Source organism: Maricaulis sp. ABE4_448 (assembly GCF_056160825.1).
This window is the reverse complement of record NZ_JBSWXX010000003.1, coordinates 304,159-320,981: the sequence shown is the minus strand read 5'-3', so window position 1 is coordinate 320,981 and position 16,823 is coordinate 304,159. Positions and strand designations below refer to the sequence as shown.

Below are 16,823 nucleotides of genomic sequence, written 5' to 3'. Positions count from 1 at the left end.
TCAAAGCCTAGATGAGAAACGCGCGGGCCTTTTTCAATGCGTCAACAAACGCATCGGCCTCTTGGAAAGTGTTGTAGAGCGCAAAGGAGGCGCGCGCCGTGGCGCTCAGCCCCAGACGGCGCATCAGCGGCTGGGCGCAGTGGTGGCCGGCCCGCACGGCGACGCCGTACTTGTCGAGGATCTGGGCGACATCATGCGGATGTGCGCCCTCCATGTGGAAGGAGATGATGGCGCCCTTGTCCTGGGCCGTGCCGATCACGGTGAGACCGTCAATCTCCGCCAGCCCGGCCATCGCCCGATCCATCAGCGCGCGCTCATGCTCCATCACCGCCACGCGGTCATGACGCTCCACCCAACGGATCGCCGCGCCCAAGCCTATCACATCGGCAATCGCCGGCGTTCCCGCCTCGAACTTGTGCGGCACGTCAGCAAAGGTCACACGGTCCTCGAACACGTCGGCAATCATCTCGCCGCCGCCCATATAGGGCGGCAGACGGTCCAGCCAGTCACCGCGGGCATAGAGCGCGCCGGCGCCGGACGGGCCGTAAAGCTTGTGACCGGTGAAGACGAAGAAGTCGCAGTCGAGGGCCTGCACATCGACCGGCAGGTGCACGGCCGATTGCGAGCCATCGAGCAGCAGAGGAATCTCCGCCGCGCCAGGGATCGCCCGCACCCGCGTGATGTCGTTGAGCGTGCCGAGCACGTTCGACATGTGGGTGATCGCGATCAGGCGGGTCCGCTCATTAACCAAGCCTGCCAGCTGGGAATAATCCAGTTCGCCCGCCTCGGTTACATCTGCCCAACGCAGGGTGAAGCCATTCTTTTCACTCAGCAATATCCACGGAACGATATTGGAATGATGCTCCATCCGGCTGATGATGATCTCGTCGCCCGGGCGGAGCATCTGGCAGAAAGTGTGGGCAACAAGGTTAATCGCCTCGGTCGATCCCCGCGTGAAAACGATCTCGTTTGCGCTCTTGGCATTGAGGAAACGGCGCACGTCCTCACGCGCCGCCTCAAAGGCCTCGGTCGTCTCGTTTGCCAGGGTGTGAAGCCCGCGATGAACATTGGCGTAGGAGGCGCGATAGACGCCCGCCACGCTCTCAATCACGAATTCCGGCTTCTGCGCCGAGGCGGCACTGTCCAGATAAACCAGTGGCCGGCCATTGATCTCGCGCTGCAGGATCGGGAATTCGGCGCGGATGGCGTCGATGTTGAGCGGTGCCCCGATTTTCGGCTGATGGGTCACGACAGCGCCTCCAGCCGGTTGCGCAGCTCGCTTTTCAGGGGCTCCCGCAGGCTTTCATCGGCGATGCCGTCCAGCGGCTCGGCCAGGAAGCTCTCGATCAGGAGCGCCCGCGCCTTCGGCGCCGGCAGGCCGCGCTGGCGCATGTAAAACAGCGCCGTCTCGTCGATCGCACCCAGCGCATTGCCGTGCGCGCACTGAACGTCGTCGGCATAGATTTCCAGTTCCGGCTTGGCATCGATCTCGGCGCGGTCGTCCAGCATCAGCGCCCGGTGCGTCATGCGCGCGTCGGTCTGCTGGGCGGCCCGGTCGACGATGAATTTGCCCTGGAAGACACCATGGCCGTGCGAAGCGGCTGCGCCCTTTACCAGCTGGCGGGTCTGGCCGCCGGGGCCGGTGTGATGCACCACCGTCGTCGTGTCGGCATGATGTTTGGCATCCAGCAGATAGACCCCGCCCAGATCCACGTCAGCGCCCTCGCCCGGATGCGTGATATGCGTCTCGATGCGCGAGAGCTTGGCGCCGAAGTCCAACGTGCGCTGATTGAGCGCCGCGCCCGGCGCCAGCACGATCTCGGCCGACGACACGAAGACACCGTCCGGCGCATCGGCAGCGATGCACACACGGTCCAGCCGCGCGCCCGTTTCCAGCGTGATCTTCAGATGCCAATTGCCCAGCGCTCCGGCCTCGGCCCGGTAATGTTCGACCAGCGTCACCGCATGCCCGGCCGGCACGGTGATTTCCGCATCGGCCGCGCTGGCACCCGGTTTCGCCGTCAGCGTCAGGTTCAGCCGAACCCCGTCTTCCGGACGCAGGGACGCCGCTTCGAGCCCGTCGACAACAAGCTCGCCGGCGGCGGAGACGTCATTGGCGGCGCGGCGCAGGTCTGACCATTTCCACAACTCGTTGCGCTTGGTGGGCAGGCCGTGTTCACGCGTCGCCTCGCGCAATTGCGCGCGCCAGCCGGTGGCGCCTTGCAGCGCTTCCATAAGTGCCTGTTCAGCGGGCGTGTGGGTGAGTAGCGCCGTCATCGATCACGCCGCCTCGCCGAGATACTTGTCATAGCCTTCCGCCTCGAGCTCCTTGGCAAGCTCGGGACCGCCGGACTTCACGATCCGGCCGTTTGCCATGACGTGGACGCGGTCCGGCGTGATGTGGTCCAGAAGGCGCTGATAGTGGGTGATGACCAGCATGCCGCGATCGGGCGCACGCAGGGCATTCACACCGTCGGATACCGTTTTCAGCGCGTCGATATCGAGGCCCGAATCCGTCTCGTCGAGGATCAGGAATTTCGGCTCCAGCACCAGCGCCTGCAGGATTTCCATCCGCTTCTTCTCGCCGCCGGAAAAGCCGACATTCACCGCCCGCTTCAGCATGTCCATCGACACCCCGAGCTGTTTCGCCTTCTCGCGGATCAGCTTCATGAATTCCGGCGCCGACACTTCCGTCTCGCCGCGCGCCTTGCGCTGGGCGTTAAGGGCTTCCTTGAGGAAGGTGATGGTGGGCACGCCGGGGATTTCCACCGGATACTGGAAGGAGAGATAGAGCCCCTTCGCCGCGCGCTCGTCCGGCTCCATCTCACCGATATCTTCACCACCGAAGGCGATATCGCCGCCGGTCACGTCGTAACCATCACGGCCGGTCAGCACGTAGGAGAGGGTCGACTTGCCGGACCCGTTGGGGCCCATGATGGCATGCACCTCGCCCGCCGGCACTTCCAGAGAGAGCCCTTTCAGGATCGGCTTCTGCTCGCCATCGGCGGCTTCGACCTTGCAGTGGAGGTTTTCTATCTTGAGCATTGTTTTTTCTCGCAAAATCTAGCCGACACTGCCTTCCAGAGACACTTTGAGGAGGTTCTGGGCCTCCACGGCGAATTCCATCGGGAGTTCCTGCAGGACCTCGCGCACGAAACCGTTGACCAAGAGCGCCGTTGCCGCCTCCTCGTCCAGCCCGCGCTGGCGGGCATAGAAGAGCTGGTCCTCGGACAGGCGCGTCGTCGTCGCCTCGTGTTCGAGCACGGCCTTGGGCGTCTTGCACTCGATATAGGGCACGGTGTGGGCGCCGCACTGATCGCCGATCAGCAGGCTGTCGCACTGGGTGAAATTGCGTGCGCCCTCGGCCTTGGGATGGACCGAGACCAGGCCGCGATAGGTCTGGTCGGACCGTCCGGCGGAGATACCCTTGGAGATGATGCGGCTGGTCGAGCCCTTGCCCAGATGGATCATCTTGGTGCCGGTATCGGCCTGCTGATGCCCGTTGGTGACGGCGATGGAATAGAATTCGCCGCGCGAATTCTCGCCTTTCAGGATGCAGGACGGGTATTTCCAGGTGATCGCCGAACCGGTCTCCACCTGGGTCCAGGAGATCTTGGAGTTTTTCCCGCGGCAATCGCCACGCTTGGTGACGAAATTATAGACGCCGCCCTTGCCGTTCTCGTCGCCCGGCCACCAGTTCTGGACGGTGGAATACTTGATCTCGGCGTCGTCCAGCGCGACCAGTTCCACGACCGCGGCGTGCAGCTGGTTCTCGTCGCGCATCGGTGCCGTACAGCCTTCCAGATAGGAGACATAGGCGCCCTTGTCGGCGATGATCAGGGTGCGCTCGAACTGGCCTGTGCCTTCCGCATTCATGCGGAAATAGGTCGACAACTCCATCGGGCAGCGCACGCCCGGCGGCACATAGACGAAGGAGCCGTCGGAGAAGACCGCCGTGTTCAGCGTGGCGAAATAATTGTCCGACGCCGGCACGACCGAGCCGAGATATTTGCGAACCAGTTCGGGGTGATCGCGCAGCGCCTCGGAGATCGAGCAGAAGATTACGCCGGCCTTGGCGAGCTCCGCCTTGAAGGTCGTGACAACGGACACCGAGTCGAACACGGCATCGACCGCAACGCGGTTCTCCGACCCCTTCACACCCAGCAGCACTTCCTGCTCTTTCAGCGGAATGCCAAGCTTCTCGAAATCGGCGAGGATTTCCGCGGGCACATCGTCGATCGAGTCATACTTCGCGCCGGCCTTGGGCTCGGCGTAGTAATAGATGTCCTGAAAATCGATCGGCGGATACTTCACCTTCGCCCAGTCCGGCTCCTTCATCTGGAAGAAACGCTCGAGGGCTTTCAGGCGCCATTCGGTCATCCAGGCCGGCTCGCCCTTCTTGGCCGAGATATAGCGCACCGTTTCCTCGTCCAGACCCTTGGGCGAGAATTCCTGTTCGACATCCGTCGTGAAGCCGTACTTGTACTTGTCGGCCTCGAGCTTCTTGACGTCTTCAATGGTTTCCTTGACCGCAGCCATGTCAGCTCACCGCCTTGAGTGCGTTTGAATGTTCGGGTCGGGCACGCCCGTGAGCCTCGCTCCAGGCTTTCACGAAGGCGTCTGCCTGATCCGCCGTCGAATTCCAACCCAGCGAGACACGCAGGAAGCCGCGCGATGCATCCGCGTCCAGCCCGGTTGCATTGCCGATCTTCGATCCGTGCGCCTTGCCGGACGAGCAGGCCGAGCCTGCGCTGACGGAAAAACCCGCCAGATCCAGTGCCATGACCTGGGTCTCGCCCTTCCAGCCCGGCACCGCGATGCCCAGCGTGTTGGGCAGGCGCGGTGCGCCCTCACCCAGGATGTGGATATCCGGCGCCGCCTGTTTCAGGCCGGCCGCCATGGCATCGCGCCAGTCTGCCAGGCGAGCGAAATCGTCCAGCCCCGCCACGGCCTGTTCGATCGCCAGGCCGAGCCCGGCAATACCGGCGACATTCAGCGTGCCTGAACGGCGGCCTTTCTCCTGGCCGCCGCCGCGCAATTGCCGCTCCATCGGGGCATTGCAGGCCGCGATCAGCGCGCCCACGCCCTGCGGGCCGCCAAATTTGTGCGCCGAGATCGCCATGTAGTCGGCGCCCAGCGCGGCAAAATCGACTGCGATCTTGCCCACGGCCTGTATCGCATCGACCACGACCAGCCCGTCATGCTCGCGCACCAGGGCGGCCGCTTCGGCGACCGGCTGGATCGTGCCGATCTCGTTATTCGCCAGCATCAGCGCCAGTACCGGCCGGCCGTCGCGCGCCGTATCCCAATGGCCCAGCCGGTCTTCCAGCCAGCCGAGGTCAGCCAGACCGGCCGCGGTGACGGGAATTTCCTCGACCGGCAGGCCGGAAGCCTTTGCCGTATCGGCAACGGCTTCATGCTCGATGGCGGAATGCAGGATGCGGCCGGCACCGCCGGCGCGGATCGCGCTGTGCAGCGCCAGATTCAGGGCTTCGGTGCCGCCGGAGGTGAAAATCACATCCTCGGCCCGCGCACACAGCGCCTTGCCCGCCTGGCGCCGCGCCGTCTCGACAAGACGCAGAGCGGCCTGCCCGTCGGCATGCACCGAAGACGCATTGCCCGTCAGGCTCATGGCGTGCGCTACCGCCTCGATCACGTCCGGTCTCACCGGCGTGGTCGCGTTATGGTCGAGATATGTCCGCATCCGCTCAGACCGTGGCGGGCTCGGCAACAGGCCTGGGCCGTTCCATCCGCCCGAGCGCACCGCTCGCAGCGCCCAGGAGGCGCCGTTCGAGCACGTCTTCCAGCGTGATCGAGGACAGGAAGAGATAGATATGCCGGCCCAGCTCGTCCCACAGATCGTGCGTGATACAGCGGCGCCCGTCGGCCAGGCAGCCCTTGGCGCTGGAACAGCGCGTGGCGCGCAGCGGCTCGTCGACGGCGATGATGATGTCGGAGATGCGGATTTCCGTCGGCTTTCGGCTGAGGCGGTAGCCGCCGCCGGGGCCGCGGATGGAGGAGACAATATCCGCACGGCGCAGCTTGGCGAAGAGCTGTTCCAGATAGGACAGGGAGATGGACTGGCGCGAGGCGATATCGCTCAGCGTCACAGGCCCGTCCTCGCTGGCCAGGGCCAGATCGGCCATCGCCATGACGGCGTAACGTCCCTTTGTGCTCAGCTTCATGCGTTTGCCTCCTTAAACGCTCGCATCCCGCGTACCGATCATGCTAAGACCCGCCTTTCCGGAACGGACGGGCTTCGCCAATGCGGTGCTCGGCCAATAACCGAGTAGAACAGTCAGGAATATGGGCTGGCGTCCGCCACGTTGCAATGGACGAATTGCCGCATATTTGCAGGACGCGAACTGGAACGACCAAAAAGGCGAGTGTGAATGCCTGACGTAATCATTCCCGGCCCCGCCGGCCGGCTTGAGGGGCGCTACAGCCCGAGCGAAGACCCGACCGCCCCGATTGCGCTGATACTGCATGCCCACCCGCTGGGCGGCGGCAATATGGAAAACCCCACCGTCGACATGATGTACGACGCGTTCCGCAAGCGCGGCTTCGCGACGCTGCGTTTCAATTTCCGCGGTGTGGGCCGCTCCCAGGGCAGCTATGATCAGGGCCTGGGCGAACTGTCCGACGCCGCCACCGTGCTCGACTGGGTGCAGGGCTATAATCAGGGCGCCCGCTTCTGCTGGGTCGCCGGGCACTCCTTCGGCGCCTGGATCGGCATGCAGCTGCTGATGCGCCGCCCGGAAATCGCCGGCTTCATCTCGGTCGCGCCGCCGACCAACATGTATGACTTCACCTTCCTCGCCCCCTGCCCGGCCTCGGGCATTATCGTCCATGGCAGCGCCGACAAGATCGTGCCGGCCGACGATGTCGAGCGCGTGATGTCCAAGGTGCGCGTACAGAAGGGTATCGAGATCACCACCGAAGTCGTGCCCGACGCCAACCACCTCTTCTCCGACCATCTCGAAGAGCTGGAACGCCACGTCGAAACCTATCTCGACGCCCACCTGCCGGGCGTCGAAAAGGAACGCGCCGAACGCCAGATCACCGGCAAGCGCTGAGTCCGGCGGCCACTTCACCCCTTCAGGCATCGGTTTCCCGGCTGGAAGCTCTGCGGTCGCCCCCTCTCCCCGTCTGGGCGAAGGGGCCCGCTGGGCTGATAAGGGGCGCGCGTCAGCGCTGAGACGAGTCTTGAGTGGGCCGCTATGCGGCCGCCCCTCACCCTTCGTTGCTTTCAACAGGCCCCCGGCCTGTTGAATTCGCGTCGCGAACCGCGCCTCAGCCCTCTCCCCGGTCGGGGAGAGGGGGTGCCAAGGCCGCCACAATCATCGTCACCCTGACACCCGCTTTCGCGGGCGCAGGCTTCGGTCAGGGCCCAGTTCGTGAGGCGCGGTTGCCGCGATCCCGCACTTATCCCGCACATCGCCCACATTCGATCTGAGCCGGCCTGGCGAAAATCTCCCTTTACGATCTGGGTCCTGACCTTCGTCAGGATGACGGTGTGTGGGGGCTGGGCCGGAAACTTATCCCCGCCCGCTCAACTGCGCGTATGCTCGTCAGCGGTTTCCGGGATGGGAGGCATGAGCTCAGTCCCTTGTGCCCGGGAGCGTGCGGAGCTCGTCCGCGCCTGGTGGGTGACAGCATCAGGCTCCGGCGTGGCCATCTGCGGGGACACCGGCAAAAAGCTCGACCGGCCCGTGCCTGCAGGTTTCGAGACGGGGCCCGCAAGGGACCCGGGTAAATCTCCGCGTGCGGGATGCCTCGGGCATCACCACCAAACCTTCAAATGCGGACACGATGTCCGCCGTGCATCCCGCACCCCTCTCATATCTCCAGGGCGCAAGCCCGTGGAGGTTTTCGTGATGGGAGCCTACTCCGCGGCCTCGGCGGGCGGCCGGCCGGTCTGGCTGGCCTGGCGGGCCTGCCATTTCGCCAGCAACTGCTTCGACGTCGCGCGCGAACCGTCCGGCGACCAGCCCGGCGGGGCGAGCAGATACAGGGCGGCATCACGCAGCGAGCGGGCGTGACGCATGTCGTCGATAATGCCCCACCATTCATGCAGGCTGATCTTGAGAGGATTATAGGTGCCGAGGTTTTTCACGATGCCATAGCGGCACTTCTCCTCGTCGAGCTCGGGCTGGAACGTGCCGAACATCTTGTCCCAGACGATGAAAACACCGGCATAATTCTTGTCGAGATACAACGGGTTGGTGGCGTGGTGGACCCGATGGTGCGAGGGCGTGTTCATCACCGCCTCGAACCAGCGCGGGCACTTTCCGATCGCCTCGGTATGAATCCAGAACTGGTAAATCAGGTTCAGCGCACCGACGAAGGCGATGAGGGCGGGATGGAAGCCGATGAAGATCAGTGCAGAGCCGAGCCACAGGAATTTCAGCGTGAACGGGCTCAGCCAGGGCTGCCGCAGCGCCGTGGTCAGATTGTAGTGCTGGGAGGAGTGATGGACGATGTGATCGGCCCAGAACCAGCGCACCGTATGCGCGAAACGGTGCGACCAGTAGTAAACGAAATCGTCCAGCACGAAGGCGGCGATCCAGGCCCACCAGGCAAAGCCGATATTGAAGACGCGGTGTTCATAAACGAACACCGCCCAGACGCCGATAATCCCGGCGAACAGCAGGCCGGAAATCGTATTGCCCAACCCCATGATCAGGCTGGCGGCGCTGTCGCGCGCTTCGAAACGTGCCCGCCCCGTGGCCCGCGCATAGAACATCTCCGCGAAGATGAGAATGGTGAAAAGCGGAATCGCGAACCAGATCGGATTGAAGCTTTCAAGAAAGGTCAGCGCGTCCATGCCATCATCCCTTCAGGGCAGCGAGGCGATCGGCCCAGTGGGCGGCCTCGCCGGAATTGTTGAATTTTAGCCGGGCCGGCACGAAGGCGAAATCATTGAGTGCGAGGATCAGCTCGTCAGCACCGGCCGCCTCGACCGATCTTACACTGCCCGGCGTCAGATAGCGGATCACGAAATCGCTGCCCCGGGCCACGATGAGACCGGTCATGCCCCCCTCGCGGCCGGGAACCAGGGCATGGCCGCCGTCCGGCGCGACCAGCCCGCCCGGCCCCGGCTCGAAGCCGACGCAATCGGTGTCCAGACGGGAGATGGCGTCCTCAAGATCCGTCAGCCGCGCGGGCTCGGACAGGCCCATCCGCGCATTGACCCAAACCATGGCCGTAATCCCCAGCACCGAACCGATCAGTACACCGACAAGCAACACGGCACGTTCCCCGAAAACACCGTTCCCAAATGAACAACGGGCGAAGGCTAACTCGCCTCCGCCCGTCGTCAATGCATTTTTTGAACAGCGTTCACTAGCCGCGGATGCGGAGTGTCACACCGTAGGTCTGCGGATCACCGGGATAGGCGTTATAGCTCGCGCCCAGATAGCCCACCGACGGGAAGCCGCCCTTGGTGTAATCCTCGTCGAAGATGTTGCGGCCCCAGAACTGGACCGCCCAGCTGTCGCTGTCCGACCCGATCGTGACCGAGGCATTGTACAGCGTGAACGCATCCTGTGTCGCGAAGGGACGCGGATCCTGCGACGTCGTGTGCATGAACTCCGAGACGTAGGTCATCTCGCCGCGCCAGTCGATTTCCCAGCCATTGTTCAGCGGTGTGGTCAGGGTCGCGGTGAGCGAGCCGACCAGTTCCGAATTGCCGCGGTCGCGGCCGGTCAGATTGTTGAACAGCGCAGTAACACCGGCATCATTGGTCCGCTCATTGCCTGGTTCGCACAGGGCGTAGTTCGGATCGCCGGCATCCCACACCCCGGACCCGTCAACATAGGTGTCCGGGCACGGCGCGAACTCGTAATCGCCATACTTGCTGTCGATCAGATAGGTGAAACCACCCGTGAAGAGCAGGTTGTCGACCGGGGACCATTGGCCCTCGAACTCGATACCCGACACTTCGATCGAACCGGCATTCTCAAGCGCGAAGCCATTGCCGACGAAGTTGTTCGTCTGGAAGTCTTCGATCTCCTGGTTGAAATAGGCGATCGCATAGACGAAGCGGTTGTCGAACAGCGAACCCTTGGCGCCGAGTTCGAAGGATTGCGAGGTTTCTTCCTCGAACTCGAACACGCCGGTGAAGGCCGCATTCGTCGACACGTTGAACCCGCCCGGCTTGAAGCCGGTGGCGTAGCTGCCGTAGATGTTCAGCGTATCCGACACGTCATAGGACAGGATGATATTGCCCGAGAAATTCGTGTCGCTGCGCGAGGTCGGGAAATCCGCAGCACTGACCGGTTCCCAGTTCTGGAAGGCCTGGAAAGCCAGCAGCGGATTGAGAGCCGCCATCCGCGCCTGGGCGTCGGTGAGCGGCTGGGTCGGATTGATCGGAGCCCCGCCCTGGGCCAGCAGCGCCGGAACCAGATAGGCACAGGCATCGCCACCGATGATCGGGAAGAGCGTCGGATCGCAGGTTGTCGGCGTCACCAGACGCAGATCGCGGGCCAGATCGACGAAGGAGAAGGCCGAAATCGGATCGGGCTGATCGATGGAGGTCACCATCTCCTTGCTCTCGTCCGAATAGCGGCCGCCCAGCGTCAGGGTAAAGCGATCCGTAAAGTGGAAATCGAGCTGGCCGAACACCGACCAGGCTTCCGTGTCATACTGGTAGTCTTCCAGAATGAGGCCGTGCGACGTTGCGATGAAGCCTTCAGCCGGCGTCGTCGGCAGGGCGGCATTGCCGGACGGCAGCGGGACGAAATTCCCCACGCCGGCCGCCTGGTTCATGTTCAGGAAGAATTCCAGCAGGTCGACACCACCAGACCCCGGCGGCAGACCGAAAGCCGAAATCAGCTGTTGGGCCGTCGGATCGGCAGCCGATGCCGCATCGAAGAAGGCGCGTGCATCGGAACCGAAAGGCGTCGAGTTCGAGAAGTGGAGGCGGTTGTTGTAGTAGAATGCGCCCCCCATCCAGTCCATGAAGTTGTCGCCGGTCGAGGTGACCCGGAACTCCTGGGTGAAGCTGTCATAACGGTTCTCGATATGACGCAGGCTCACCAGGTCCAGATCCGAGAAGTCGGCGTCGAACAGCTGGTCTTCCTCGTAGCGGCGGACCGCCGTGATCGAGGTGAAGGTGAAGGCTTCAAAATCGTGATTGACTTCGGCCGAAAGGCCGCTGGTCGACAATTGCGTGTTCAGATCACCGTCGATCGCAATCCGGTCGCCGCCTTCCGGGTCGGCAGGCACCGCGGTACCGCCGAGACCGACCAGGGCACCCTGGTCAACCGGGTCATAGAAGGCGAACGGGGCCGCGCAGCAATTCTCGTCGATCCCGCCATAGTCGGCGATGATGCGGACCTCGGTATTGTCGCCCGGATTCCACAGCAGCTGGCCACGGAAAGTGTGACGCGACCGGTTATTGGCCTCGCGGCCGTCAACGACATCGATATAGCCGTCGCTCTGGTGCATCGAGCCATCGAGGCGCAGCGCCATCGTGCTGTTGATCGGGCCGGTAACAGAAGCACGCGCGATGTGCGTATTATTGTTGCCGATCGTCAGTTCGCCCACATAGCCGAACTCGTATTCCGGCTGCTGGGTGAGGATTGACACCACGCCGGCCGGCGTGTTGCGGCCGAACAGGGTGGACTGCGGGCCGCGGATAACCTCGACACGCTCGATCGAGATCAGGTCGTTGATGGCCGAACCGGAACGCGGACGATAAACGCCGTCGATGAAGACGCCGACGGACGGTTCCAGACCGGGGTTGAAACTCGACGTACCGATACCGCGCAGGTTGAATTCGGTGTTGGTGGACGTGGCGAATTCCGCCACGCGCAGGGACGGAACCAGGGTCTGCAGGTCAGCCGCGTCGCGAATCTGCGACCGCTCGATCTGCTCGCCGGTAACGGCCGCAACCGAGACGGGCGCTTCCTGCAGCGTCTGCTCGCGCTTTTGTGCCGTCACGGTGATGACGTCGACCTGAGCCAGTGCGCCGGACGCACCGATCAAGCCCGACAGAATGGCGGTCGTGCCCAGAACGGCCGCCTTGTTCAGCTTTTTCATGGAATTAACTCCCCTCTTCACGCGGTTTGTATTTGCCAACCGATCCGCGTTTCACATTTGTTATATGAACACCGCTCATGGCGGCTGTCAGCCGGTTTCTCCGGTTTGCACAAGATTCTTGTCAGAATTGATGCACGCAAACCTCACCGGTGATTTTCAAACACAGCCTTTCCGGGACCTCTTTTCAAGCTGCCAAACTGTGCTTAGGCTGCAGAGTGAACAGCGTTCATAAGGCTGTCGCTGGGGAGAAGAATGAAAAAACTTATCATGGGGTTGCTCGCTATACTTGGCGTTCTCGCCCTCGCTGCCGCCGGCTGGTTCTTCCGCCCGTGGTCCGAATATTCACCGGCAGAGATCCAGGCTGCGACACAGCCGGAAAATCTTCCGGACACGTTTCGCCACATGGACGAAGTTTTCCCCTATCGCACGATAGAGCCGTCCGAATCGGCGACGCCACTGCCGCGCGAAACCGATCAGGTGAATGTCACCTACACTTTCAACGGCACCGAACGGACGGTCGATGACTGGCTCTCGGACTCGCGCGCAACCGGTCTGATGGTGCTTCACAATGGTGCTGTGGTGCACGAGCAATACCTGCTCGATTCGACCCCGCAGAGCCGTCACACTTCCTGGTCGGTCGGCAAGAGTTATGTCGCCACGCTGATCGCGATGGCCGTCCACCAGGGCCGCATCGCCAATCTCGACCAGACAGCCGAGATGTTCGCGCCGCAATATGGCGGTTCGGATTATGGCCGGACCACACTGCGCCATCTTCTCATGATGTCGGCCGGCATGGACTTCGAGGAAGACTATGGTGCGCCCGACTCCGATATCCGCCGCCTGTTCTTCGGCGCAAACGTCTTCGGTCGCAATATTGATACCATGGTCGCAGAGGTTGAACGCAACCGCCCGGCCGGCGAAGACCTTCACTATGTTTCGGCCAATACACAGGTGCTCTCGGCCGTCGCGCGCGGCGTCTGGAACGCCCCGCTCGCCGATGTCGTCGAAGCTGAGATCTGGGGCCCGATCGGCATGACCGGCGAGGCCTACTGGAACCAGAATGTGTCCGGCGAGCGTGGCATGGCGATCGGCTATTGCTGCCTCAATGCGACACTCGAGGACTATGCCCGCTTCGGCCAGTTCTACCTGCAGGACGGTGTATGGAATGGTCGGCGCCTGGTGCCGGAAGGCTGGGTGGAACAGGCCACGCGGCCGAATGCCGATTTCCAGGAACCCGGTCCCGACGCAGTCTACGCCCATCGCGGCTATGGCCTGCACTTCTGGGTGCCGGAGGGTTATGACGGCGAATACTTCATGGCCGGTGTCTACGGCCAGTATGTCTGGATCGATGAGCGCCGCAATATCGTGATCGCCCGCACCGCCGCCGACACGGAATGGGGCGGCCGCACCGCCGAGTCGCTCACCGCGATGCGCGCCCTGGCCGCGCACTACGGCGATGATCCGGACACTCCGACCATTCCCGAAGAAGCCGCCGCTTCCGAGACCGGGGAGCCCGGCGATGAGTGATCAGGAATTCGACTATGTCGTCTGCGGCGCCGGTTCGGCCGGCTGTACGGTCGCCGAACGCCTGTCGCGCGACCCGTCGGTCTCCGTCCTCGTGCTCGAGGCCGGCGGCACCGACAACAGCCCGATCATCCGCACACCGATGCTGCTGCAATACGCGGTGACGGGTGAGCAGTTCAACTGGGGCTACTGGACCGAACCGCAAAAACACCTCAACGACCGCAAGCTGCTCTGGCCACGCGGCAAGACGCTGGGCGGCTCCTCCTCGATCAATGCCATGCACTATATGCGCGGCGCGAAGGAAAATTACGACGAGTGGGAACAGGTCTATGGCGCCGAGGGCTGGGGCTGGAAGAACGCCCTGCCCGCCTTCAGGGAGGTGCAGCACCAGACCCGCGGCGAAAGCGAGCTGCATGGTACGGGCGGCCCGCTCTGGGTGTCGGATATCGCGCCGCTGAACCCGCTGACTGAGGATTTCTTCAAGGCTGCCGACCAGCTGCAATACAAACGCAATGCCGACTTCAACGGTCCGGCCCAGGACGGATTTGGTCCCTACCAGGTCACCCAGAAGAACGGCAAGCGGTGTTCCGCCGCGGACGCCTTCCTGCGTCCGGCGCTGGAGCGTGAGAACTGTTCGGTGCGCACCGGCGCCATGGTGCGCCGGGTCGTGCTGGAAAACGGCCGCGCCACGGGTGTGGAGGTCGATCTGGATGGTGAAACCACTGTCATCACGGCCCGCAAGGAAGTCATCTTGTCCGGCGGCGCGATCAATTCGCCCCAGACCCTGCTGATCTCGGGGATCGGTCCCGCCAACGAGCTGCGCGAGGCGGGTGTTTCGGTCGAGCACGACCTGCCCGGCGTCGGCAAGAATTTGCAGGACCATCTCGACGTCACCGCCCAGGTCTGGACGAAGTCCGCCACCTCGATCGGCAATTCCCTGCGCTCCCTGCCCCAGCACATGTACATGGTGGCGCGCTGGGCGCTGCGCGGCGACGGGCCGTTCACGGTTAACCCGGTCCAGGGCGGGGCGTTCATCAAGTCGGCCCATGCCGGCGACCTGCCGGACCTGCAGCTGGTCTTCATCCCGGCCATTTCCAATCCGCACGGCATGGAGAAGACGCGCGGGCACGGCATCACCCTGCATGTCTGCCAGCTCTATCCGAAGAGCCGCGGCGAGATCACGCTGAAATCGACCGATCCGCACGACCATCCGGCCATCCAGCCCAATTATCTGGAAGAAGAATGGGATCTCGATGTGATGACCGACGGGCTGGCCAAGGTTCGCGATATTCTCAACGCACCGGCTTTTGATCATGACCGCAAGGCCGAGCGTTATCCGGGTCCCCATGTGGCCACGATGGCCGATTTGCGGGACGATGTGCGTGCGCGGGCCGAGACCCTCTACCATCCGACATCGACGTGCGCGATGGGGTCGGGTGAGCTGGCCGTGACCGACAGCCGCTGCCGCGTGAAGGGCGTCGACGGTCTGCGCGTGGTAGACGCCTCGGTCATGCCGCGCCTGGTGGGCGGCAATACCAATGCGCCGACCATCATGATTGCAACCCGGGCCGCGGCGATGATCGCCGAAGACAATGCCTGACAACATTTACCGACCGGCCGAAGGAGGCTGACATGAGCGAAGCCGAAGCCAAGCAGATCGAACGCATGAAGGCGGTCCTGGAGGCCCAGAAGACGGCTTTCCGGACCGAACGGCACCGGCCGCTGGACAAGCGCAAGGCCGATCTCGACCGGATCGCCGGCCTGTGCCGCACCCATGCCGACGCGATCGCCGAAGCGATTTCGAAGGATTTCGGCAACCGGGCACGTGAGGAAAGCGTGATCGCCGAGATCGCCTTTGTCATCCAGGACGCCGAGCACACGAAGAAGCATCTCGCCAAATGGGCAAAGACCCGCAAGGTCGGTGTGCCGATGACACTGCTGCCGGGCAAGGCGGATATCCGCCGCGAGCCAAAGGGTGTCGCCGGCATCGTCTCGCCCTGGAATTATCCCTTCCAGCTGGCCATGGCGCCGCTGGTCGCAGCGCTGGGCGCGGGCTGCCGGGCGATGATCAAACCGTCCGAATACACGCCCGCCACGGCCGAGCTGATGAAGCGCCTGCTGGCAGACGGCTTCGAAGAAGACCATGTCGCCGTGATCACCGGCGGCCCGGCGGTGGGCGAGGCTTTCACCAAGCTGAAATTCGACCATCTCTTCTACACCGGTTCGACCCAGGTCGGCCGTCTGGTGGCCAAGGCCGCCGCAGAAAACCTGGTGCCGGTGACGCTGGAACTGGGCGGCAAATCGCCGGCCATCGTCACGCCGGACTACCCGCAGGGCGCGGCCGCCAAATCCATTGCCTGGGGCAAGCTGTTCAATGCGGGCCAGACCTGTGTGGCGCCTGACTATGTGCTGGCCCCCAAAGGGTCAGAGCGGGCCCTGGGCGAGGCGATCATCAATGTCGCTGCGCACCAGTTCCCCGATGCTTCGAGCGATGATGCCTACACGGCCATCGTGTCCGACCGGCACTATGAACGCCTGAACACCATGATCGAGGAAGCCCGCCAGGGCGGCGCGGAAATTCTCCAGCCCGAGCATGACGCCCAGGCCGCACAGGCCGCGCGCAAGATCCCGCCGACCGTGGTGCTCAACCCGCCAGCCGATGCCGCGGTGATGACCGAGGAAATCTTCGGACCGATCCTGCCGATGGTCGGGTATAGCGAACTCGACGCGGCGATCGATTTTGTCGGCGACCGCGACCACCCGCTGGCGCTCTATGTCTATTCGACCGACAAGACCCAGGCCCAGCGCGTGCTGGACGACACGATGTCCGGCGGCGCGGCGGTCAATATCAACCTCCTGCACCTTTCGGTTCCCGACCTGCCCTTCGGCGGCGTCGGCGCATCGGGCCATGGCGCCTATCATGGCGAGGCGGGTTTCCGTACCTTCACCCATGAACGCTCGGTTTTTTCGACCGGCAAATGGCACCCCTCCCGCCTCCTCGCCCCGCCCTACGGCAAGATGTTCGAGACCGTGGCGAAACGGCAGATGAAGTAGGTCGATTCTCAAAGCTCCCTCTCCCCGGGGAGAGAGATCAAGGGAGAGGGGGAAGACACTGCCTTTGGTGATCGAAGCGCCGGCCCCGGGGTTCCCCCCTCATCCGCCCTTCGGGCCCCTTCTCCCCTCGGGAGAAGGGGGTGACCGCGCCCCTCGCGCGCACTTCGACACCGGACAGTCATCGTATGAAACGTGTAGAT

The 16,823-nt window shown here is 63.5% G+C and carries 13 protein-coding genes; 4 read left to right on the top strand and 9 right to left on the bottom strand.

Annotated features, from left to right (window positions below):
• Positions 1 to 7 precede the first annotated feature (7 nt).
• From ACXAJV_RS10615 to ACXAJV_RS10590, 6 genes are read right to left on the bottom strand one after another with little or no spacing between them, the layout of a single operon-like run.
• Complete coding sequence (locus ACXAJV_RS10615; protein ID WP_475085140.1) at positions 8 to 1,249, bottom strand: cysteine desulfurase; 1,242 nt, start codon at positions 1,247 to 1,249, stop codon at positions 8 to 10.
• Positions 1,246 to 2,277, bottom strand: coding sequence for a Fe-S cluster assembly protein SufD (gene sufD / locus ACXAJV_RS10610; protein WP_475085137.1), 1,032 nt, complete (start codon positions 2,275 to 2,277; stop codon positions 1,246 to 1,248). Before sufD ends, ACXAJV_RS10615 begins: the two co-directional genes overlap by 4 nt.
• 3 nt (positions 2,278 to 2,280) lie before the next feature.
• Positions 2,281 to 3,045, bottom strand: a complete 765-nt coding sequence (gene sufC / locus ACXAJV_RS10605) for a Fe-S cluster assembly ATPase SufC (RefSeq protein ID WP_475085135.1) — start codon at positions 3,043 to 3,045, stop codon at positions 2,281 to 2,283.
• Positions 3,046 to 3,063: 18 nt separating this feature from the next.
• Positions 3,064 to 4,539 carry a Fe-S cluster assembly protein SufB gene (sufB, locus tag ACXAJV_RS10600; RefSeq protein WP_475085133.1) on the bottom strand — a complete coding sequence of 492 codons (1,476 nt, stop codon included), beginning with the start codon at positions 4,537 to 4,539 and terminating at the stop codon, positions 3,064 to 3,066.
• 1 nt (position 4,540) lies between these two features.
• Positions 4,541 to 5,704, bottom strand: a complete 1,164-nt coding sequence (locus tag ACXAJV_RS10595) for a cysteine desulfurase family protein (protein WP_475085130.1) — start codon at positions 5,702 to 5,704, stop codon at positions 4,541 to 4,543.
• Positions 5,705 to 5,708: 4 nt separating this feature from the next.
• Positions 5,709 to 6,185 carry an Rrf2 family transcriptional regulator gene (locus tag ACXAJV_RS10590; RefSeq protein WP_475085128.1) on the bottom strand — a complete coding sequence of 159 codons (477 nt, stop codon included), beginning with the start codon at positions 6,183 to 6,185 and terminating at the stop codon, positions 5,709 to 5,711.
• Between the two features lie 207 nt (positions 6,186 to 6,392).
• Between ACXAJV_RS10590 and ACXAJV_RS10585 the strand changes: the two genes are divergently transcribed.
• Positions 6,393 to 7,076, top strand: a complete 684-nt coding sequence (locus ACXAJV_RS10585; RefSeq protein WP_475085125.1) for an alpha/beta hydrolase — start codon at positions 6,393 to 6,395, stop codon at positions 7,074 to 7,076.
• 809 nt (positions 7,077 to 7,885) lie between these two features.
• On the opposite strand, the gene ACXAJV_RS10580 is transcribed toward ACXAJV_RS10585, so the two are convergent.
• From ACXAJV_RS10580 to ACXAJV_RS10570, 3 genes are all read right to left on the bottom strand, one after another.
• Positions 7,886 to 8,827 carry a sterol desaturase family protein gene (locus tag ACXAJV_RS10580; protein ID WP_475085122.1) on the bottom strand — a complete coding sequence of 314 codons (942 nt, stop codon included), beginning with the start codon at positions 8,825 to 8,827 and terminating at the stop codon, positions 7,886 to 7,888.
• A 4-nt stretch (positions 8,828 to 8,831) separates the two neighbouring features.
• On the bottom strand, positions 8,832 to 9,251 hold the full coding sequence (locus ACXAJV_RS10575) for a hypothetical protein (RefSeq protein ID WP_475085119.1): 420 nt from the start codon (positions 9,249 to 9,251) through the stop codon (positions 8,832 to 8,834).
• 94 nt (positions 9,252 to 9,345) lie between these two features.
• The gene (locus ACXAJV_RS10570) at positions 9,346 to 12,045 is read right to left on the bottom strand and encodes a TonB-dependent receptor (protein WP_475085116.1); all 2,700 of its coding nucleotides are present in this window, start codon (positions 12,043 to 12,045) and stop codon (positions 9,346 to 9,348) included.
• 252 nt (positions 12,046 to 12,297) lie between these two features.
• On the opposite strand from ACXAJV_RS10570, the gene ACXAJV_RS10565 reads away from it, so the two are divergent.
• From ACXAJV_RS10565 to ACXAJV_RS10555, 3 genes are read left to right on the top strand one after another with little or no spacing between them, the layout of a single operon-like run.
• Positions 12,298 to 13,572: a serine hydrolase domain-containing protein gene (locus tag ACXAJV_RS10565; RefSeq protein WP_475085113.1), complete on the top strand. Its 1,275-nt coding sequence runs from the start codon at positions 12,298 to 12,300 to the stop codon at positions 13,570 to 13,572.
• Positions 13,565 to 15,169 carry a GMC family oxidoreductase gene (locus tag ACXAJV_RS10560; protein ID WP_475085110.1) on the top strand — a complete coding sequence of 535 codons (1,605 nt, stop codon included), beginning with the start codon at positions 13,565 to 13,567 and terminating at the stop codon, positions 15,167 to 15,169. The genes ACXAJV_RS10565 and ACXAJV_RS10560 overlap by 8 nt, the downstream gene beginning before the upstream one ends.
• A 32-nt stretch (positions 15,170 to 15,201) precedes the next feature.
• Complete coding sequence (locus ACXAJV_RS10555) at positions 15,202 to 16,623, top strand: coniferyl aldehyde dehydrogenase (protein WP_475085107.1); 1,422 nt, start codon at positions 15,202 to 15,204, stop codon at positions 16,621 to 16,623.
• Positions 16,624 to 16,823 lie beyond the last annotated feature (200 nt).